Raw genomic sequence first — 20,419 nt, forward strand, 5'->3', positions numbered from 1 at the left:
TACGAGCGCATCCTCCAGTTGTTCGAGGCCGAGGGGATCAAGACGATCTTCGGTATTCCGGACCCGAACTTCGTGCACATGTTCCACCTCGCGCAGGAGCGTGGCTGGACCGTGGTGTCGCCGCACCATGAGGAGTCCGCCGGGTTCATGGCGGAGGCGGTGTCGCGGATGACGGGGAAGGCGGCGCTGGCGATCGGCACCCTGGGCCCGGGTGTCGCGAACCTGGCCGGCGCGATGATGTGCGCGAAGGTCGAGAACTCGCCGGTGATCTTCCTGGGTGGTCAGCGGGCCCGGATCACCGAGCAGCGGGTCCGCCGGGGGCGGATCCAGTTCGTGCAGCAGGCCGACCTGTTCGCGCCGTCGGTGAAGTACAGCGCGAGCATCGAGTACCCCGACCAGACCGACGAGATCATCCGTCAGGGTCTGCGCAAGGCCCTGTCGGGCACGCCGGGCCCGGTGTACATCGAGTACCCCTCGAACGTGATCCTCGAGGAGCTCGACGTCCCGGAACCCCTGCCGCCGGCGGCGTACCGGCTGGTGGACCAGACCGCGGGTCAGGACCGGATCGACGAGGCCGCGGCGTACATCCGCGCGGCCAGGCAGCCGATCCTGCTGGTCGGGCACGGGGTGCACACCTCCCGGGCGGGGGAGTCCGTGCGCGCGCTGGCCGAGGCGATGGCCTGCCCGGTCATCCAGACCTCCGGGGGCACCTCGTTCATCAAGGGCCTGGAGGACCGCACCTTCCCCTACGGCTTCTCCGCCGCGTCGATCGACGCGGTGGTCCAGTCCGACCTGTGCCTGGCGATCGGCACCGAGCTCGGTGAGCCGGTGCACTACGGCCGCGGCCGGCACTGGGTNGCGNNCGAGGCCAACCGCAAGTGGATCCTNNTCGAGCAGGACGCCGAGGCGATCGGGGTGAACCGGTCGATCGACGTCCCCCTCGTCGGGGACCTGCGCGCGGTCGTCCCGCAGCTCGTCGACGCCCTCAAGGACACCCCGCGCACGCCGACCCCCGAGCTCGACGGCTGGATCCGCCAGGACGCCGCCCAGCTGGCCGAACTCGCGGAGACCGCCCCGGCGGGGATGTCGCCGGTGCACCCGGCGCGGCTGATCGTCGAGGCCACCAAGGTCTTCCCGCCGGACGGCATCATGATCCGCGACGGCGGCGCCACCACGATCTTCGGCTGGACGTACTCGCAGGCCAAGCCGCACGACGTGATGTGGAACCAGAACTTCGGCCACCTGGGCACCGGCCTGCCCTACGCGGTCGGCGCCGGGGTGGCCGACGGCGGCAAGCGCCCCCTGATGCTGATCACCGGGGACTCCTCCTTCCAGTTCCACATCGCCGAGCTGGAGACCGCCGCCCGGCTCAACCTCCCGCTGGTCTGCGTGGTGGCCGTGGACTACGCCTGGGGCCTGGAGGTCGGCGTCTACAAGCGCACCTTCGGCCAGGGCTCGCTGGAGACCGGCGTCCACTGGAGCACGAACACCCGGCTGGACAAGGTCGCCGAGGGGTTCGGCTGCTACGGCGAGTACGTCGAGCGCGACGAGGACATCGCCCCCGCCATCAAGCGCGCCTACGCCAGCGGAAAGACCGCCGTCATCCACGTCGCGGTCGACCCGAAGGCCAACTCCGAGGAAATGCCGAGCTACGACGAGTTCCGCACCTGGTACGCCGAGGGAACGCAGTGATCGGCGGCCCCGAGCCGCGCACATCGGACATCGCAGGTCAGTGACAGTGACCCGGGAGAGGAACGGAGGGTGTCATGCGTGAATACTTAAAGTTCTACATCGGCGGCCAGTGGGCGGAGCCGGCCGAGCAGCGGACCTTTGATGTCGTGAATCCGGCGACCGAACAGGTCGCGGGCCGGGTGGCACTCGGCTCCGCCGCCGACGTCGACGCGGCGGTCGCGGCCGCCCGGGCCGCCTTCCCCAGCTGGTCGGCGACCACCCGCGAGGAGCGGATCGCGGTCCTGGAGAGCATCCTCGACGTCTACCAGAAGCGGGCCGGCGACCTCGCCACCGCGCTGACCGAGGAGATGGGCGCGCCGGCCGCGCTGGCCAACGGCTTCCAGGTCGGCCTCGGCGCCGGGCACCTGACCACGGCGATCGAGATCCTCAAGAACTTCTCCTTCGAGGAGCAGCGCGGGGTCACCCGCGTGGTCCTGGAGCCGATCGGGGTCTGCGGCCTGATCACGCCGTGGAACTGGCCGATCAACCAGATCGCGGTCAAGGTCCTCCCCGCGCTCGCCACCGGCTGCACCGTGGTGCTCAAGCCGTCCGAGGAGTCGCCCTTCACCGGGCAGATCCTGGCCGAGATCTTCGAGGCGGCCGGGGTCCCCGCGGGCGTGTTCAACCTGGTCCAGGGCGACGGCCCCAGCGTGGGCGTCCCGCTGTCGGCGCATCCCGACGTGGACCTGATCTCGTTCACCGGCTCGACCCGCGCGGGCATCGAGATCGCGAAGAACGCCGCGCCCACGGTGAAGCGGGTGACCCAGGAGCTGGGCGGCAAGAGCCCGAACATCGTCCTCGACGACCAGGACTTCGCCGAGAACGTCACCAAGGGCGTCCTCAACATGATGGGCAACTCCGGGCAGACCTGCACGGCGCCGGCCCGGCTGCTGGTGCCCGGCGCCCGGATGGCCGAGGCGATCAGCGTCGCCCGCGAGGCCGCGGCGCAGGTGACCGTGGGCGACCCGAACGGCGAGTTCACGATCGGGCCGGTGGTCTCCGGGCGCCAGTTCGAGAAGATCCAGGGCCTGATCCAGCAGGGCATCGACGAGGGCGCCACGCTGGTCGCCGGTGGGACCGGTCGCCCGGACGGCCTGGACAAGGGCTTCTACGTCAAGCCCACGGTCTTCGCCGAGGTCACGAACGAGATGACCATCGGCCGGGAGGAGATCTTCGGGCCGGTGCTCACGATTCACGGCTACGACAGCGTGGACCACGCCGTCGAGCTCGCGAACGACACCGAGTACGGCCTGGCCGGCTATGTGGCCGGCGCGGACCTGGAGGCGGCGCGGGCCGTCGCCCGGCGGATCCGGGCCGGGTGGGTCGCGATCAACGACGGGTTCGACTTCGGCGGGCCGGTCGGCGGCTACAAGAAGAGCGGGAACGGGCGCGAGTGGGGCGAGTTCGGCTTCCACGAGTACCTGGAGACCAAGGGCATCCACGGCTACTAGAGCCCGACAGGTGAGGGTTCGCGCGCCGGGCGACCGGCGCGCTGAGGAAGGACTAGATCTCCGATGTTCTCCGCGATTCTGATCGAAAAGGGCGAGGCCGGTCAGACGGCCGCCGTCACCAGCCTGGACGAGGCGCAGCTGCCGGCCGGTGACGTCGACGTCGAGGTGGAGTACTCCACGCTGAACTACAAGGACGGTCTCGCGATCACGGCCAGCTCGCCGGTCGTGCGCAAATTCCCGATGGTGCCCGGTATCGACCTCGCCGGTGTCGTCACCGACAGCACGCACGCGGACTGGAAGAAGGGCGACCGCGTCGTCCTCAACGGGTGGGGTGTGGGCGAGACCCACTGGGGCGGGCTGTCCCAGCGCGCCCGCCTCAACGGGGACTGGCTGGTGCCGCTGCCCGCGGTCTTCACCGCCCGCCAGGCGATGGCGATCGGTACCGCCGGCTACACCGCCAGCCTGTGCGTGGACGCCCTGATCTCCCACGGCGTGACGCCGGAGCAGGGCGAGGTCCTGGTGACGGGGGCGACCGGCGGCGTCGGCAGCGTGGCGGTCGCGCTCCTGGCGAAGGCCGGTTTCCAGGTCGCCGCCGCCACGGGGAAGGCCGACGAGGCCGACTACCTGCGCCAGCTCGGCGCGACGACGGTGATCGACCGCGCCGACCTCTCCGGGCCGGGCAAGCCGATGCAGAAGGAGCGCTGGGCGGGGGTCGTCGACTCCGTCGGCAGCCACACCCTGGCCAACGCCACCGCGCAGACCCGCTACCGCGGCACGGTGGCCGCCTGCGGGCTGGCCCAGGGCATGGACTTCCCGGCCTCGGTCGCGCCGTTCATCCTGCGCGGGGTGTCGCTGCTGGGTATCGACAGCGTGATGGCGCCCGCGAAGCCGCGGCTGGCCGCCTGGGAGCGCCTGGCCCGCGACCTGGACGTCAGCGCCCTCGAGCTGATCGCCGAGGAGATCACGCTGGCCGACGCGGTCGAGGCGGCCCGCCGTCTGCTGGACGGCAAGGTGCGCGGCCGCGTCGTCGTCGACGTCAACCGATAGGGCGGGAGCCGAGATGAGCGAGAAGCCCACCGAGTCGAAGGTCGAGCTGGACCTCTCCGACGTCGACCCCCGGGTCGGCCTGCCGATCGGCGGGGGGCAGCTGTGGGACCCGTGCACCGCGACGGACATCCGTCGCTGGGTGATGGCGATGGACTACCCCAACCCGCTGCACTGGGACGAGGAGTTCGCGCGTGAGTCCCGGTACGGCGGCCTGGTCGCCCCGCAGTCGATCGCGGTCGGCCTGGACTACGGCCACGGCTGCGCGCCCGCCTGCGTCGGGCACATCCCCAACAGCCACCTGCTCTTCGGCGGTGAGGAGTGGTGGTTCTACGGCAGCCCCATCCGGGTCGGCGACAAGCTGGTCCAGGAACGGCGCTTCCACGACTACAAGGTCACGGAGACGAAGTTCGCCGGGCCGACGATGTTCTCCCGCGGGGACACCACGCACCGCAACCAGCACGGCGCCCTGGTCGCCCGTGAGCGCTCGACGGCCATCCGCTACCTCGCCGCCGAGGCGGAGAAGCGCGGCATGCACGAGAGCCAGCTCGGCGCGAAGAAGACCTGGACCAGCGCCGAGCTGGCCGAGGTCGAGAAGCTCCGCGACAGCTGGCTCCACTCGAACCGCACCGGCGTCTCGCCCGCCTTCGAGGACGTCAGCGTCGGCGACACCCTGCCGCGTCGGGTGATCGGCCCGCACAGCATCGCCAGCTTCACCACCGAGTACCGCGCCTTCATCTTCAACATCTGGGGCACGTTCCACTGGACGGCGCCCCCCGGCATCGAGGACCCCTGGGTCTACCAGGACCCGGGCTGGGCGGAGGGCTTCGGCTTCGACGAGGAGGGCGCCCGGATCGACCCGCGCCTGCGCGACGGACTCTACGTCGGGCCGTCCCGCGGCCACATCGACGCGGACAAGGCCGGCGAGATCGGCATGCCCCGCGCCTACGGCTACGGCGCCACGATGGGTGCCTGGTGCACCGACTACCTGTCCTACTGGGCCGGCCACGACGGCCTGGTGCGCCACACCAAGTCCAGCTTCCGCGGTCCGGCGTTCGAGGGCGACGTCACCTACTTCGACGCCGAGATCGTCGGCAAGGAGGAGGAGTCGGCCTGGGGTGCTCCGCTCGTCCAGGTGAAGCTGCGGCTCACCAACCAGGACGGCGGCGTGCTGGTTACCTGCACCGCCGAGGTCGAGCTGCCGTTCCGGCGCGACCGCGTGGCCGGGAGCTGATCGATGGGTGCGCAACCGCTCACCGCCCAACCGGCCGGGACGGGAACGGCGGCGGCGGGACCGAACGGTGCCGGGGAGGGCGCGGGCGCCGCGCGTTCCCCGTCGATCGTGTCGGGCCCGCCGCTGGGCGACGAGCCGGGCCTCGGGGCACTGACGCTGCCCGGCTTCCTGCGTGAGGTCACGGCGCGGTACGGCGAGCGCGAGGCGCTCGTCGCGCGCACCCCGGGAGACGGATCGGCCGCCGGGGCCGCCGAGGACACAGTGCGCTGGACCTACCGTGAGCTGTGGGAACGCGCGATCGAGGTGGCGAGCGCGCTGCGCGCCTGCGGGGTCGGCAAGGACACCCGGGTGGGCGTCCTGATGACGAACCGCCCCGAGTGGATCTCGTCGGTGTTCGGCATCACGCTCGCCGGGGGTGTCGCGGTCGCCCTCAGCACGTTCTCGACCCAGTCCGAGCTGGACGACCTGCTGCAGATCTCCGCCGCCTCGGTGCTGCTGCTCGAGCGCAGCGTGCTGAAGAAGGACTTCGTGGCCGTGCTGACCGAGCTCGAGCCGGAGATCGCCCGGGCCGAGCCCGGCGCGCTGGAGTCGGCCCGGTTCCCGTTCCTGCGCCGGGTGGTCGTGCTCGGGGACGGCGAGCCGACCGGCGCGCTCGAGACCTGGGCGGACTTCCTCGACCGCGGCCGCGCCGAGCCCCGCGTACTGGTCGAGGCCACCGGCGCGGCCGTGCAGCCCAGTGACACGGCGCTGCTGTTCTTCTCCTCGGGCTCCACCAGCCGGCCGAAGGGCATCCTGAACTCGCACCGCGGGGTCGCCATCCAGTTATGGCGCTTCGCGCGGATGTACGGGTTCGGCCCGGAGGACTACATCCGCTGCTGGACGGCGAACGGCTTCTTCTGGTCGGGGAACTTCGGCATGGCGCTCGGCGGGACCTTCGCCAGCGGCGGCTCCGTCGTCCTGCAGCCGACGTTCCTGCCCGCCGAGGCGCTCGAGCTGATGGACGCGGAGAAGGTCAACTTCCCGTTCGCCTGGCCGCACCAGTGGGCCCAGCTGGAGGCGGCGCCGAACTGGCAGGACGTCGACCTGAGCAGCATGCGCTTCGCGGACGTCAAGTCCGCGATCGCGCGGCACCCGACGGTCACCGCCCGGTGGGACGAGCCGGGGCACGCCTACGGCAACACCGAGACCTTCACGCTGACCACCTGCTTCCCGGCCAACAGCCCGCCGGAGCTGCACCGGGACAGCAGCGGCGAGCCGCTGCCGGGCGTGACGATCAAGATCGTGGACCCGCTCGGCGGGGCCGTCGTCCCGCGCGGCGAGCCGGGCGAGATCTGCGTCAAGGGGCCGACGCTCATGCTCGGCTACGTCGGCATCCCGCTCGACGAGACGCTCGACGCCGAGGGCTTCTTCCGCACCGGCGACGGCGGCCACGTCGACGACGCCGGCCTGCTGTTCTGGAAGGGCCGGCTCACCGACATCATCAAGACCGGCGGCGCGAACGTCTCGCCCCGGGAGGTCGACGAGACCCTCGCGACCTACCCCGGTGTCAAGGTGGCGGCGACGGTCGGCGTCCCGCACGCGACGCTCGGCGAGATGGTCGTCTCCTGCGTCGTCCCGCACGAGGGCGTGACCCTCGACGCCGAGGAGATCCGCGGCTTCCTGCGGGAGCGGCTGGCGAGCTACAAGGTGCCGCGCCGGGTGCTCTTCTTCCGCGAGGAGGACATCGCGGTCACCGGCAGCGCGAAGATCAAGTCCGCCGAGCTCCGCGAGCTGGCGGCCAGCCGGCTGGCGGACGAGACGGCCTCGGCCCCGGCCCCGGCCTGATGAGACGGCGCCGGCGCGGCGCCGGCGCGGCGTGACCCGCCGGACCGGCGCCGCGCCGGTGACGCGACGGTGAGAGGAGCACGACCGATGACCGCGATCGTCACGGAGAAGCTGGGGGAGAAGGTCGGGGCGGAGGTGCTCGGCGTCGACGCCGAGCGCCTGCTCCACGACCAGGACCTGCCCGAGGCGTGCCTGACGGCACTCGAGGAGAACGGCGCGCTGCTGTTCCGCGGGCTGAACATCGACCCCGCCACCCAGGTCGCGTTCTGCCGGCGGCTGGGTGAGCTGATCTCCTTCCCGACCTCCCCGCCCTACGACATCCCGGAGATCAACGAGATCAACTGGGACCCCTCGCATCCGCGGGCGGAGTACTTCCGGGGCAACGTCGCCTGGCACATCGACGGCGCGCTCGACCACGACATCCCGCCGAAGGCCTCGGTGATGACCGCCGAGGTGGTCACCGAGCAGGGCGGCGAGACCGAGTTCGCCAGCACCTACGCCGCCTACGACGATCTCACCGACGCGGAGAAGGAGCGGTTCGCCGACCTCCGGGTGGTCCACACCCTGGAGGCGATCGTGCGCCCCGCGTACCCGAACCCGACCCCGGAGCAGCTGGCGGACTGGGCGAAGCGGCCGTCGCGGGAGCACCCGCTGGTGTGGCAGCACCGGTCGGGCCGGCGCTCGCTGGTGTTCGGCTCGACGACGTCGCACATCGTCGGGATGAGCCGGGAGGACGGCCGGGCGCTGCTCGACGAGCTGGAGGAGCGGGCCACCGCGCCGGACCGGGTGTTCTCGCACTCGTGGACGGCGGGGGACATGGTGATCTGGGACAACCGCGGGCTGGTCCACCGGGTCCGCCCGTTCGACCAGACCGTGCCGCGCCGGATGCACCGCATCACGCTCGCCGGCGACGAGCCGATCCAGTGAGCGGGCGCACAGCGGTCGTCACCGGCGGCGGGTCGGGCATCGGGGAGGCCGTCAGCCGGCGGCTGGCCGCCGCCGGGGCCCTGGTCGCGATCCTCGACCTGGACGGCTCCGCCGCCGAGGCGGTCGCCGGCTCCATCGAGGAGGCCGGCGGGAAGGCGCTCGGCCTGGCCGCCGACGTGGCGGACCGGGCCGCGGTCAACGCGGCGGTGGCCGAGGCCCGCGGCCGGCTCGGCCGCCCGACGATCCTGGTCAACAACGCCGGGATGACCCGCCCGAGCCCGTTCCTCGAGATCACCGACGCTATGTGGGAGCAGTCGCTCGCGGTCAATCTCAACGGCACCTTCTACTGCTGCCAGGCCGTCCTGCCCGACATGCTCGCCGAGGGCTGGGGGCGCATCGTCAACATCTCCTCGTCGAGCGTGCACAGCGGCACGCCCCGGCTGGGCTCCTACGTCACCGCCAAGTCGGGGATCCTCGGGCTCACCAAGGTGCTCGCCCTGGAGTTCGGGCCGCGCGGCGTCACCGTCAACACGATCCCGCCGGGGTTCATCGACACCCCGATGCTGCGCGCACAGGAGCAGGGCGGCCTGATGAACGTCGAGCAGCAGACGGCCCGCACGCCGGTCGGCCGGATCGGGCGGGCCGAGGACGTCGCCGCCGCCTGCGCGTTCCTCGTCAGCGACGAGGCCGGCTACATCACCGGCCAGGTCTTCGGCGTCAACGGCGGCCGGAACACCTGAGCCCGCGCGGTGGCGATCAGTCGCCGGAGAGGCGGATGCGGCTGTTGTCCCAGCTGAGCACCCGTTCGTCCGGCACCAGCCGGAGGATGGCGCGGTCGGCGTACGCCGACCGCGCCGTGTCCGGCAGCCGCTGCGGGGAGACCCGGAACCGCTCGTACTTCTCGTCCAGCAGGCCGAGGACGAGATCGCGGGTGGCGGCGTCCCCGACCGTGGCCACCCGGCCGCTGAGGTGCACCGCGCGCAGCTCGGCCCAGGCCTGCCCGGACTCGACGAGGAACGCCGCCCGCGGGTCGCGCCGCACCCGACCGAGTTTGCGCGCGCCGATCGGGGTGGACAGGCAGACCGTCCGGTCGAGGGCCACGAACCAGGTCGGCAGCGAGACCGGCGCGCCGTCCGCGCGCAGGGTGGTGAGCACCCCCGTGTGCGCGGCGGCGACGAACTCCCAGATCTCGTCCTCGCTCAACCGGATGCTCACTGGCCTCCCGTCCTGTCTCGTCCCGTCCTGCCCCGCTCCGTCCGGTTCGGCGAGCCTAACCGCCCGCGGGGCGCGGCTGGCCGACGAGATCGGCCAGCCCGGCGCGCTGCACCTTGCCCATCGCGTTCACCGGCAGCGCGTCGACCTGGGTCCAGAACTCCGGCACCTTGTACGGCGAGAGCTCACGCCTGCACAGCTCGGTGAGCGCGCCGGTGTCGAGCGGGCCGCCGGTGCCGCTCTCGAGCACGGCGGCGACCCGCTGCCCGAGCCGCTCGTCGGGAACCCCGCACACCGCGACCCGGGCGACGTCCGGGAACGTCGCGATGACCCGCTCCACCTCCAGCGGGTAGACGTTCGCCCCGCCCCGGATGATGATCAGCTTCTTGCGGTCGAGCACGGTCAGCCACCCGTCGGCGTCGACGGTCCCGATGTCGCCGGTGGGGATCGGGCCGGGCTCGACCGCCCGCACCCGGCCGTCCTCCCAGAATCCGAGGGTGGGCCGCCACACCCCGGCCCACGGGCCGGTCGTGGCGCCGCTCAGCCGCAGCTCGCCGAGCTCGCCGGCGGGCAGCCGGCGGCCGTCGTCGTCGTAGGCCGCCACGTCGTAGTGCGGCAGCACCTGGCCGCTCGTCCCCGGGCGCCACTCGTCACCCGGCGGGTCGATCGACACGACCGTCGGGGCCTCGGTCAGGCCGTAGGTGGCCCGGGGCGCCAGCCCGTGCGTGTCGGCGAACGCCCGGCGCAGCGCGTCCGCGGTGTCGCTGCCGCCGCTCCAGACCTCCCGCAGCGAGCCGATCCCGGCGCCGGGGCGGGCGGCCAGGTCGTGCAGCTGCGCGGGCGCGCCGTTCCACACGGTGACCTGTCGGCTGGAGATCCACTCGACGACGCCGGCGACGTCCCGGCGGTTCATCACCACCGCGCACCCGCCGGCCTGGGCGGTGAGCAGGGTGGAGAGCACCATCAGGTTGAGGATCGTGAACGGGAAGCTGTCGCCCTTGCGCAGCTCGGGGCCCCAGCCGCGGGTCGCGACGAGCACCGCGCCCGGCAGGAGCAGGTTGCGCTGGCTGTGCACGACCGCCTTGGGGCGGCCCGACGTCCCGCTGGTGAACGCGATGCCGGCCGGGGCGTCGATGTCGTGCTCGACCGGCGGCGCGGTCTCGCCACGGGCGAGCAGGCCGGCCCAGCGGTCCGGGTCGACACGGCCGGGGGAGTCCAGCAGGTAGCGGGGGCCGGCCAGCACGACGGTGGGCGCGCAGATCTCGTGCAGCTCCCGCTGCTCGCTCGCGGCGAGCGCCTCGCCGATCCCCGCCCAGACGGCGCCGATCCGCTGCGAGCCGTGGAACGCCGCGACGATGTCGAGGTCGTTGGGCAGGCAGGCCGCGACCCGGTCACCCGGGCGCACGCCGAGCGACCACAGCGCGCCGGCCGCCCGGTCCGCCTGCTCGTCGAGCTCGGCGTAGGACCAGATTCCCGAGGCCGCCTCGACCGCGGCGGCCTGCGGGCGGGCCGCGAGGGCGGCGTCGAGCACGCCCGCGATCGGGCCGGGGACCCTCCCGACCTGGCCGGACGTCCGGCCGCGGGGTGATGTTTCCGTGCGCTGCGGTGTTCCACGAGTGCTGCTCACGACATCTTGATATCACTATCCTTACAAGGATTCATCCCTTATTCTCGGCGTGGCGCGGTTGCTGGCCGGCCGGGTCTGTCGATCGAGGAGTGGTCGATACGTGAAGGCTGGTCCGCAGGCGAACGCCGGTCCGCTGTCGGGCGTTCGGGTCGTCGACCTGACCGCGATGGTCATGGGTCCCCACTGCACGCAGATCATGGCCGACATGGGGGCGGACGTGATCAAAATCGAGCCCCCCGCCGGTGACAACACCCGCTACATCTCGGTCGGGCCGGAGCCCGCGATGGGCGGCGTGTTCGTCAACGTCAACCGCGGCAAACGCGGCGTCGTGCTGGACCTGCGTTCCGACGAGGGCCGGGAGGCGCTGCGCGGGCTCGTCGCCGGCGCCGACGTGTTCATCCACTCGATGCGGGCGAAGGCGGTCGCCGGGCTCGGCTTCGGCTACGACGAGGTCGCCGCGATCAACCCGTCGATCGTCTACACCAACTGCTACGGCTACGGGCGGCGCGGCCCGGACGCCGACCTCACCGCCTACGACGACACGATCCAGGCGGAGTGCGGGCTGCCGTTCGCCCAGGAGCAGCTGACCGGCGAGTCGAGCTACGTGGGCACCATCCTCGCCGACAAGGTCGCCGGGCTGACCGCCCTCTACGCCACCGTGATGGCGCTGTTCCACCGCGAGCGCACCGGCGAGGGGCAGGAGGTCGAGGTCGCCATGTTCGAGACCATGGCCGCCTTCATGCTCGTCGAGCACGCCAACGGCGCGATGTTCACCCCGCCGCTGGGCCCCGCGCTGTATCCCCGCGCGGTGACCCCGAACCGCCGGCCCTACCGCACCCGCGACGGCCAGATCTCCGCGCTGGTCTACAACGACAAGCAGTGGTCCGCCTTCGTCGGCGCCGTGCGGCCGGAATGGGCCGGCGAGCACTTCGCCACCCTCGCGCAGCGGGCCCGCCAGATCGACGTCGTCTACGCCCGGCTGGCCGAGACGTTCCTGCAGCGCACGACGAAGGAGTGGCTCGACCTGCTGCGCTCCCTCGACATCCCGGCCGCGCCGGTGCGTACCCTCGACGAGCTCTTCGACAACCCGCACCTGAACGAGGCCGGCTTCTTCGAGACGGTGCCGAGCCGCAACGGCCCGGTGCGCTTCCCCGGCATCCCGACCTGGTTCTCGCGGACCCCCGGCCGGGTCGCCGGCCCCGCGCCCAGGCTCGGCGAGCATACCCGGGAGGTCCTCGACGAGCTCGGCGAGCTCGGTGGGGAGTCCGGGCGGCCGTCCCCGCCGCCGCGGTCCGCTCGACCAGATGGAGGGTGACGATGGTCAACGTCGCGAGCCTGCTGACAGCCTCGGCGCGGCGGCACCCGGACCGGTGCGCGGTGCGCTTCGCCGGGCGCCGGACGTCCTACGGTGAGCTGCGCGAGCAGGCGGCCAGGTTCGGCTCGGCGCTGCTCGGGCGCGGCCTGGAGCGCGGTGACCGGGTCGCGGTGCTGCTGCCCAACTGCCCGCAGTACCTGGTCGTGCTGTTCGGGGCCTGGCACGCCGGCCTGGTCGCCGTGCCGGTGAACGCGAAGCTGGCCGGCCCGGAGATCCAGGTGATCCTGGACGACAGCGGCGCCCGGGCGTTCGTCCACGCCGGCGCGGGCACGGTGGCGGGCCTCGATCTCACCGGGGTCCAGGAGGTGGTGGTCGACGTCCACGGTCCCGGCGACACGGCCGGCGACGCCGCCGCGACCGGTGCGGTCGGTGCGGTCGGGTTCGACCGGCTGCTGGCCGAGGGCTCCGCCGAACTGGTGCCGGTCGACGTCGCCGGGGACGACCTCGCGTGGCTGTTCTACACGTCGGGGACGACCGGCCGTCCCAAGGGGGCCGAGCTCAGCCACCGCAGCCTCACCGTCACGACCTGGACGCTGCTCGCCGACGTGTGCGACTACCGGCCGTCGGACCTCGCCCTGCACGTCGCGCCGCTGTCCCACGGCAGCGGCCTGTACTCGCTGGGCGCGATCGCCCGCGGCGCCGAGAACCTCATCCACGACGGCGGCGGGTTCGACCCGGCCGAGGTGCTCGACCTCGTCGCGCGCGAACGCATCACCGTCATCGCGTTCCTCGTGCCGACGATGATCGTCAAGCTGCTCGGCGCCCCCGAGACGGACATCAGCTCGCTGCGCTGCGCCGTCTACGGCGGCGCGCCCATCCACGTCGAGCACTCCCGCGCGATGATCGAGCGGTTCGGGCCGGTGTTCGTGCAGATCTACGGCCAGGGCGAGTCGCCCATGACCATCACCTACCTCGACCACGGCGCCGCGCCCGACACCCCCCTCGACTCGGCGGGCGTGGCCCACCCGGGCGTCGAGGTGCAGATCCTCGGCGCCGACGACCAGCCGCTGCCCGCCGGCGAGGAGGGCGAGATCTGCGTGCGCGGGGACGTGGTGATGCGCGGCTACTGGAACAACCCGGAGGCGACCAGCCGGGCGCTGCGCGGCGGCTGGCTGCACACCGGCGACATCGGCCGCCTCGACGAGCACGGCAGGCTGTTCCTGCTCGACCGCAGCAGCGACGTCATCATCTCGGGCGGGTCCAACATCTACCCGCGTGAGGTCGAGGAGGTGCTGATCCAGCATCCGGCGGTCGCCGAGGTCGTGGTGTTCGGCGTCCCGGACGAGCTGTGGGGGGAGAACGTCGTCGCCGCGGTGGTGCCGGCGGCCGCGCCGCCCCCGGAGAACGACCTCATCGACTTCAGCCTCACCCACATCGCCCGCTTCAAGAAGCCGAAGCGGATCATCTACGTCGACGCGCTCCCCAAGAGCTCCTACGGCAAGGTCCTGCGGCGGGAGGCCCGCCGGCTCGCGCTGGCGGCCGGGCAGCCACCCGGTCCCGGGCATGTGACCAGCGAGCCTGCGACCATCAAGTCCGTTGACCGCGACCCGGGAGCCGCTGAATGAAACTGACCGACACCGCCGCCATCGTCACCGGAGGGGCCTCCGGCCTCGGGGCGGCCACGGCCGCCGCGCTCGCCGCGCAGGGCGCGACCGTCTTCGCGCTGGACCTGCCGGCGTCGATCGAGTCGGCGCCGCCGGTCACCGGCATCACCTACCTGGGGGCCGACGTGACCGTCGGCGACCAGGTCGCCGCCGCCGTCGAGACCGCCGCCGGCACCGGTGTTCCGCTGCGCGTCGTCGTGAACTGCGCCGGCATCGGCCCGTCGCAGCGCATCCTCAGCCGGGGCCGGCGCCATGACCTCGACTTCTACGCGAAGGTGATCCAGATCAACCTGGTCGGCACGTTCGCGGTGCTCTCCACCGCGGCCGCGGCGATCGCCGAGACCGAGCCGGACGACAACGGCCAGCGCGGTGTCATCATCAACACCGCCTCCGTCGCCGCCTACGAGGGCCAGGTCGGCCAGGCGGCCTACGCGTCGTCCAAGGGCGGTGTCGTCGGTCTCACCCTGCCCGCCGCCCGCGACCTCGCCCAGTACGGCATCCGGGTGTGCACGATCGCCCCCGGCATCGTCGAGACGCCGATGCTCGCCACCGTCTCGGACGAGTTCCGCGCCGGTCTCGCCGCGTCGGTGCCGTTCCCGCAGCGGCTCGCCCGGCCGGACGAGTACGCCCAGCTGGCGCTGTCGATCATCGACCACGACTACCTCAACGGCGAGGTCATCCGGATGGACGGCGCGCTGCGGATGGCTCCGCGTTAGATCCGTGCGCCAGATCTGTCGCGGGGTGGCCGGGCCGGCGGACACCGGCCCGGCCACCCCACGGCACCGCACCACCACGGCACCGCACCACCACACCCCGGTGGGGCCGGCGGCACCGTCTCAGGCGGTCGGCTGGCCCGACTTCTCGGCGCCCATCCCGGAGAAGCCGACGGAGTAGCCGCCGTCCACCGGCATCAGCACGCCCGTGACGTACGACGCCTCGTCGCTGGCCAGGAACAGGGCCGCCGCGGCGATCTCGTCGGACAGGCCCCAGCGGTCCATCGGGATCCCGGGGAGGCGGAACACCCCCGGCGGCGGCTCCGGATGCTCCTTGGACAGCTGCACGAGGCCGGTCCAGATCGTGCCCGGGCACACCGCGTTCACCCGGATGTTGTCGTCGGCGTAGTCGAGGGCGGCGACCCTGGTCAGCTGGTTCACGCCGGCCTTGGCCGCCCCGTAGATCCCGTGGTGCTTCCAGCCGATGACCGCCGTCGTGGACGAGATGTTCACCACGGAGCCGCCGCCCGTCCGGCGCATCGACAGGATGCCGTACTTCATGCAGAAGAAGACACCGCGCAGGTTCACCCCGTGCACGCGGTCCCAGTCCTCCGTGCTCTGCTCGTGGATCGGCTTCAGCTTGCCGCCGAACCCGGCGTTGTTCACCAGGATGTCGATCCGTCCGAACGCCTCCTCGGCGGCCCCGATCATGCGCTGGACGTCCGCCTCGTCGCTGACGTCGGCCTGTACGCCGATCGCCCCGTCGCCGATCTCGGCGGCGACGTCGATCGCCCGGCCGCTGACGCTGGCGCAGACCACGCTCGCCCCCTCGGCGGCGAACCGGTGCGCTATCGCCTTGCCGATTCCCGAGCCCGCGCCCGTGATGACCGCGACCTTGTCCTTCAGACGCATCCGCGCCTCCTGGTTCCGTCGTGACCGCCCAGGTCGCCGGAAGCCGGTGCCGCGGGCGTGCCGGTCTGTCGGCCCCGGGTGACACCACCGGGGTCCGCGGTCGGAAAGGTGGTCCGCAGCATGACGGCCCGGGCGTTCCGGAGATGGGCGATCATCACCGCGGACGCCCACTGCGGATCGCCGGCGCGCATGGCCGCGACGATCTCGATGTGGTGCGCCAGGCTGCGGCGCATCGAGGCGTCGTCGTAGGCGTGGAAGTTCCGCATCACCAGCGGGGTGCGGATCGCCCCGGCCAGGGCCGCGGCGAAGGCCGGCGCGTCGGCCAGTTGCACCAGCCGCTCGTGGAACGCCGCGTTCAGCGGAATGAGCGCCTCCAGGTCCTGCTCCGGACCGGGTGAGCCGACCGCCGACATCTCGTTCGCCAGCTTCTCCAGCTCGGCGAGGTCGCCCTCGTCGGCCCGTTCCGCGGCCATCCCGGTCAGGCGCGGTTCCAGCGTCGAACGCAGCTCGAAGACGCTCTCCAGCTCGGCCGGCGACCAGCCGGCGACCCGGGCGCCCCGGTTGGGCGAGAGCTCGACCAGCCCCTCGGCGGCCAGCTGACGCAGCGCCTCCCGGACCGGGGTCCGGCTGACCCCGAGCTGGTCGGCCAGCTCGGTCTCGGCCAGCCGGGCGCCGGGCAGGAAGGTGTTGTTGAGAATGAGTCTGCGGAGCACCTCAAGAACCCGCCCGGCCGAGGTCACGACCCCGGCCACGGTCACCGGCCCCGGCGGAGGTACGGGATGAGGTCGTCCTCGGCTTCGACCCCGAACGAGCGGAGCGCGAAGGCCACCATCTCGTAGGTGCCGACGGTGAAGACCACGTCCATCAGCTGGTGCTCGTCGAGCTCGTCGGCGAGTGTCTTCCAGGTCCCGTCGCTCACCGAGCCGTCGCCGACCAGCTCGTCGGCCGCTCGCACCAGCGCGGACTCGAGCGGTATCCAACCCTCGGCGTCCGGCCCCGCGGCCACCCGGCGGATCTCGTCGTCGCTCAGGCCGGCCGCCTCGGCGAGGACCACGTGCTGGGCCCACTCGTACTCGGCCTGCCGCAGGGAGGCCACCCGGAGCACGAGCAGCTCGCGCTGCCTGGCCGAGAGCGAGGTGCCGTACAGGGCGTGGCCGTTGAACCTGAGGAACGCGATGGTCAGCGCCGGGTAGCGGGCCAGCGTCCCCAGCAGGTTCGCCCCGGACTGGCCGCCCGCGCTCCCGGTGTCCCCGATGACGGTGGCTCGGAACTCGGCGATGAAATCCGTCAGATCCGCGGGCCATTCATCGTGCGGCAGGGGGGTGAGTCGGCTCATTGTCGTCTGCCTCTTCTGGTCGGCGGGCTCGCGTGTCAAAGGTGTGCTCCGATGCTGCCGGGCGCCGTCGCCGGCCGGCCGGGGAGCGCGGCCGGGCCGGCGACGGCGCCCGGTGCGGCCGGATCAGATGATCCGGCCGCCGTTGACCCCGAGGCTCTGGCCGGTGATGTAGCCGGCTTCCTCGCTCACCAGGAACGCGGTGGCGGCGGCGATGTCCTCGGGCCGGCCCATCCGGCCCACCGGTGTCTTCGCGATCTGCTGATCGAGGTCGATGAACCCGCGATCCACGACATCACGCGTCATCGGCGTGTCGATGAAGCCGGGCGGGATGCTGTTGACCGTGATCCCGTGCTTGGCGAACTCCAGCGCGAGAACCTTGGTGAGGCCGACCACCCCGGACTTCGCCGCCACGTAGCCGGCCAGCCCGGGGGGAGGACCGTAGACGCTCGACGACGAGATGTTGACGATCCGGCCCCAGCCCGCCTCGATCATGTGGGGGAGCACCGCCTGGCAGCAGTCGAACGTGCCGGTGAGGTTGATGGAGATCATCCGGTTCCAGGCCTCGGCGGTCGTCTCGAGGAACGCGCTCTCGACCGTCAGACCGGCGTTGTTCACCAGGATCGTCGGCTGGCCGAGCCGGGCCCGCACCTCCTCGACCCCGGCGTCGACGGCGGCGCGGTCCACCACGTCGACGGGCACGCCGATCGCCCGCCCGCCGGCCTTCTCGATTGATTCGGCCGCGGCCTTGGCGGCGTCACCACTGAGATCGAAGATCGCCACCAGGATGCCGTCGGCCGCCAGGCGCTGGCTGATGCCACCGCCGATGCCCGACGCGCCGCCGGTGACGATGGCTGTGCGTGCGCTCACTTGATCGGCTCATCTCCGGCGAGGGTGGTGCGGTGCAGGACGCGCGGCTTCGTACGGTCGAACGGCCCGGCCCGGTGCACCAGCCCCCGGTTGTCCCAGATCACCATGTCGCCCACCGACCAGGAGTGCCGCAGCACCCGGTCCGGCAGCGTGCTGCGCCGCTCGAGGTCCGCGAGCAGCGCCCGGCCCTCGTCGACGTCCATCCCGACGATGTGCGACGCGCTCGCCCCGAACACCAGCGAACGCCGCCTCGACTGGTGCTCCCACACCAGGGGGTGCTCACGGACGGGCCACGACGCCCAGTCGGCCTTCTGCTCCGGGGTCGGGTCGGGGTAGCTCCGGCGCTGGATCGACTCGAACGTGTGGACCACCCGGAGATCTTCGAAGCGCTCCTTCTCCTCGGCGGAGAGGGTGTCGTAGGCGACGTACGTGCTGGCGAACTCCGTCTCGCCGCCCTCCGCGACGACCACGCTCGCGCTCATCAGCGCGGCCTTGGCCGGGATGTCGTCCATGGAGCCGTCGAAGTGCCAGTGGTCGTTGCTCGGGAAGTACTGCGCGTTCGGATTCGCCGGGTCGAAGCTGATCTCCATGACCTCGGGGATCGCATAGCCGGGAATCTTGACGACGTCGCCGAGCTTCCGGCCGAATGCGAGCTGGTCCTCATGGCTGATGTTCAGCTTGCGGAATAACAGAACGCCGTGCTCTTCGAGAGCCTCTAGACACGCTGCCGGCAGATCGTCGTCGTTCAGTAGACGGTCGACGTCGAGGTCGAGAACCTCCGCTCCGACATAGTCGTTCAGTTTCCTCGTAGTGATCGCGGTCATCCACCCGCCTCCTCTCGCTTGCCCCCGGTAGCCATGCTCCCGGGAGTCACTGCATTCCCTCTGCGTACCAGGTGCGGAACTCGTCGTAGTTCGGCATTTCCTCGGAGTTGGCCTTCGGGTCGACCGCGACGTGGATGACGGCGGTCTTTCCGCTGGCGTAGGCGCGCTTGATGGCGGGGGCGATGTCCTCGTCGCGCTCGACGTACTCGCCGTAGCAGCCGAACCCCTCGGCGACCTTGTTGAGCCGGACGTCCTCACTCCAGTGGACGCCGGTCTCCAGCGACCCCTGGCCGAAGGTGCGCTTGTAGACGCCGACCTCCAGGCCCCAGGCGTAGTCCACGCTGACCACGCAGACCAGCGGGAGGTTGAGCCGGGCGGCGGTCTCCAGCTCGGCGATGTGGAACTGGAAGGAGGAGTCCCCGGTGATCAGCATCACCGGGCGTTTCCCGCCGTCCGCCACCGAGGCGCCGACGGCGTAGGGGAGGCCGGTGCCCAGGTGGCCGAAGTTCTGGTTCCAGATCACGTCGTGCGGCTTGGCCTGCGAGTACGTCCAGCCGAAGATCGTGATCGCGCCGCCGTCGCGGACCATGATGCCGTCCGGCGGGAAGGCCTTCGTCGCCTCGACGATCAGCCGCGCCGGGTGCACGGGTGACAGGCCGGAGGGGGCGGTCTCCGCCAGTTCCGCCAACCGGGTCGCCTCCTGCGTCACCCAGGACTCAAGCCGGGGCGACGCGGTGCGCGGGGTGTCCTTGAGGGCGTCGACGAGCTGCGGGACGACCGCGCGCAGGTCCCCGACGAGGGGGACGTCGATCGACCGGTTCACCCCGATCGCCTCGGCGTCCTGCTCGANNAGGATCCACTTGCGGTTGGCCTCGNNCGCNACCCAGTGCCGGCCGCGGCCGTAGTGCACCGGCTCACCGAGCTCGGTGCCGATCGCCAGGCACAGGTCGGACTGGACCACCGCGTCGATCGACGCGGCGGAGAAGCCGTAGGGGAAGGTGCGGTCCTCCAGGCCCTTGATGAACGAGGTGCCCCCGGAGGTCTGGATGACCGGGCAGGCCATCGCCTCGGCCAGCGCGCGCACGGACTCCCCCGCCCGGGAGGTGTGCACCCCGTGCCCGACCAGCAGGATCGGCTGCCTGGCCGCGCGGATGTACGCCGCGGCCTCGTCGATCCGGTCCTGACCCGCGGTCTGGTCCACCAGCCGGTACGCCGCCGGCGGCAGGGGTTCCGGGACGTCGAGCTCCTCGAGGATCACGTTCGAGGGGTACTCGATGTACACCGGGCCCGGCGTGCCCGACAGGGCCTTGCGCAGACCCTGACGGATGATCTCGTCGGTCTGGTCGGGGTACTCGATGCTCGCGCTGTACTTCACCGACGGCGCGAACAGGTCGGCCTGCTGCACGAACTGGATCCGCCCCCGGCGGACCCGCTGCTCGGTGATCCGGGCCCGCTGACCACCCAGGAAGATCACCGGCGAGTTCTCGACCTTCGCGCACATCATCGCGCCGGCCAGGTTCGCGACACCCGGGCCCAGGGTGCCGATCGCCAGCGCCGCCTTCCCCGTCATCCGCGACACCGCCTCCGCCATGAACCCGGCGGACTCCTCATGGTGCGGCGACACCACGGTCCAGCCACGCTCCTGCGCGAGGTGGAACATGTGCACGAAGTTCGGGTCCGGAATACCGAAGATCGTCTTGATCCCCTCGGCCTCGAACAACTGGAGGATGCGCTCGTA

At 71.9% G+C, this 20,419-nt stretch carries 18 protein-coding genes; 10 read left to right on the forward strand and 8 right to left on the reverse strand.

The features are described 5' to 3' along the window. The 7 genes from B056_RS0131185 to B056_RS0131215 form a co-directional block, all read left to right on the forward strand. A partial coding sequence (locus B056_RS0131185) for a thiamine pyrophosphate-binding protein (RefSeq protein ID WP_018505767.1) occupies positions 1-1,692 on the forward strand: 1,692 nt, incomplete at its 5' end. 74 nt (positions 1,693-1,766) lie between these two features. After that, positions 1,767-3,182 carry an aldehyde dehydrogenase family protein gene (locus B056_RS0131190; protein WP_018505768.1) on the forward strand — a complete coding sequence of 472 codons (1,416 nt, stop codon included), beginning with the start codon at positions 1,767-1,769 and terminating at the stop codon, positions 3,180-3,182. Positions 3,183-3,245: 63 nt separating this feature from the next. Continuing rightward, a complete protein-coding gene (gene acuI, locus B056_RS0131195) occupies positions 3,246-4,229 on the forward strand; it encodes an acrylyl-CoA reductase (NADPH) (protein ID WP_018505769.1) in 984 nt (327 codons plus the stop codon). A 13-nt stretch (positions 4,230-4,242) separates the two neighbouring features. Continuing rightward, positions 4,243-5,460: an FAS1-like dehydratase domain-containing protein gene (locus B056_RS0131200; RefSeq protein WP_018505770.1), complete on the forward strand. Its 1,218-nt coding sequence runs from the start codon at positions 4,243-4,245 to the stop codon at positions 5,458-5,460. Between the two features lie 3 nt (positions 5,461-5,463). Further along, positions 5,464-7,284, forward strand: coding sequence for a class I adenylate-forming enzyme family protein (locus B056_RS0131205; protein ID WP_018505771.1), 1,821 nt, complete (start codon positions 5,464-5,466; stop codon positions 7,282-7,284). Positions 7,285-7,371: 87 nt separating this feature from the next. After that, positions 7,372-8,211 carry a TauD/TfdA dioxygenase family protein gene (locus tag B056_RS0131210; RefSeq protein ID WP_018505772.1) on the forward strand — a complete coding sequence of 280 codons (840 nt, stop codon included), beginning with the start codon at positions 7,372-7,374 and terminating at the stop codon, positions 8,209-8,211. Continuing rightward, positions 8,208-8,951, forward strand: coding sequence for an SDR family NAD(P)-dependent oxidoreductase (locus B056_RS0131215; protein ID WP_018505773.1), 744 nt, complete (start codon positions 8,208-8,210; stop codon positions 8,949-8,951). The genes B056_RS0131210 and B056_RS0131215 overlap by 4 nt, the downstream gene beginning before the upstream one ends. A gap of 16 nt (positions 8,952-8,967) precedes the next feature. On the opposite strand, the gene B056_RS0131220 is transcribed toward B056_RS0131215, so the two are convergent. Further along, complete coding sequence (locus B056_RS0131220; RefSeq protein WP_018505774.1) at positions 8,968-9,426, reverse strand: pyridoxamine 5'-phosphate oxidase family protein; 459 nt, start codon at positions 9,424-9,426, stop codon at positions 8,968-8,970. Positions 9,427-9,481: 55 nt separating this feature from the next. Beyond that, positions 9,482-10,954, reverse strand: a complete 1,473-nt coding sequence (locus B056_RS0131225; protein ID WP_018505775.1) for a class I adenylate-forming enzyme family protein — start codon at positions 10,952-10,954, stop codon at positions 9,482-9,484. A 229-nt stretch (positions 10,955-11,183) separates the two neighbouring features. Here B056_RS0131225 and B056_RS0131230 point away from each other — a divergent pair, with 229 nt between their 5' ends. Genes B056_RS0131230 through B056_RS0131240 form a run of 3 tightly spaced genes read left to right on the forward strand, consistent with a single transcriptional unit; the run spans position 11,184 to position 14,745 of the window. Further along, on the forward strand, positions 11,184-12,365 hold the full coding sequence (locus tag B056_RS0131230) for a CaiB/BaiF CoA transferase family protein (protein WP_026240357.1): 1,182 nt from the start codon (positions 11,184-11,186) through the stop codon (positions 12,363-12,365). A gap of 2 nt (positions 12,366-12,367) precedes the next feature. Continuing rightward, complete coding sequence (locus B056_RS0131235; RefSeq protein ID WP_035753440.1) at positions 12,368-13,990, forward strand: AMP-binding protein; 1,623 nt, start codon at positions 12,368-12,370, stop codon at positions 13,988-13,990. After that, entirely contained in the window at positions 13,987-14,745 is a 759-nt protein-coding gene (locus tag B056_RS0131240; protein ID WP_018505778.1) for an SDR family NAD(P)-dependent oxidoreductase, read from the forward strand. The genes B056_RS0131235 and B056_RS0131240 overlap by 4 nt, the downstream gene beginning before the upstream one ends. Before the next feature lie 120 nt (positions 14,746-14,865). Here the strand turns inward: B056_RS0131240 and B056_RS0131245 are convergent, their stop codons facing one another. From B056_RS0131245 to B056_RS0131270, 6 genes are all read right to left on the reverse strand, one after another. Then, positions 14,866-15,654 (reverse strand): SDR family NAD(P)-dependent oxidoreductase, encoded by a 789-nt coding sequence (locus B056_RS0131245; RefSeq protein ID WP_018505779.1) that lies wholly within the window; start codon positions 15,652-15,654, stop codon positions 14,866-14,868. Beyond that, complete coding sequence (locus B056_RS0131250; protein ID WP_407672442.1) at positions 15,645-16,406, reverse strand: GntR family transcriptional regulator; 762 nt, start codon at positions 16,404-16,406, stop codon at positions 15,645-15,647. The genes B056_RS0131245 and B056_RS0131250 overlap by 10 nt, the downstream gene beginning before the upstream one ends. A 2-nt stretch (positions 16,407-16,408) precedes the next feature. After that, positions 16,409-16,990: a carboxymuconolactone decarboxylase family protein gene (locus B056_RS0131255; protein ID WP_018505781.1), complete on the reverse strand. Its 582-nt coding sequence runs from the start codon at positions 16,988-16,990 to the stop codon at positions 16,409-16,411. Positions 16,991-17,113: 123 nt separating this feature from the next. After that, a complete protein-coding gene (locus B056_RS0131260) occupies positions 17,114-17,857 on the reverse strand; it encodes an SDR family NAD(P)-dependent oxidoreductase (protein ID WP_018505782.1) in 744 nt (247 codons plus the stop codon). Next, a complete protein-coding gene (locus B056_RS0131265; protein WP_018505783.1) occupies positions 17,854-18,681 on the reverse strand; it encodes a TauD/TfdA dioxygenase family protein in 828 nt (275 codons plus the stop codon). Before B056_RS0131265 ends, B056_RS0131260 begins: the two co-directional genes overlap by 4 nt. Positions 18,682-18,727: 46 nt before the next feature. Then, positions 18,728-20,419, reverse strand: a 1,692-nt coding sequence (locus B056_RS0131270) for a thiamine pyrophosphate-binding protein (protein WP_018505784.1), incomplete at its 5' end; no start/stop codon positions are given.

Origin of the sequence: Parafrankia discariae (assembly GCF_000373365.1) — a bacterium.
GTDB lineage: Bacteria > Actinomycetota > Actinomycetes > Frankiales > Frankiaceae > Parafrankia > Parafrankia discariae.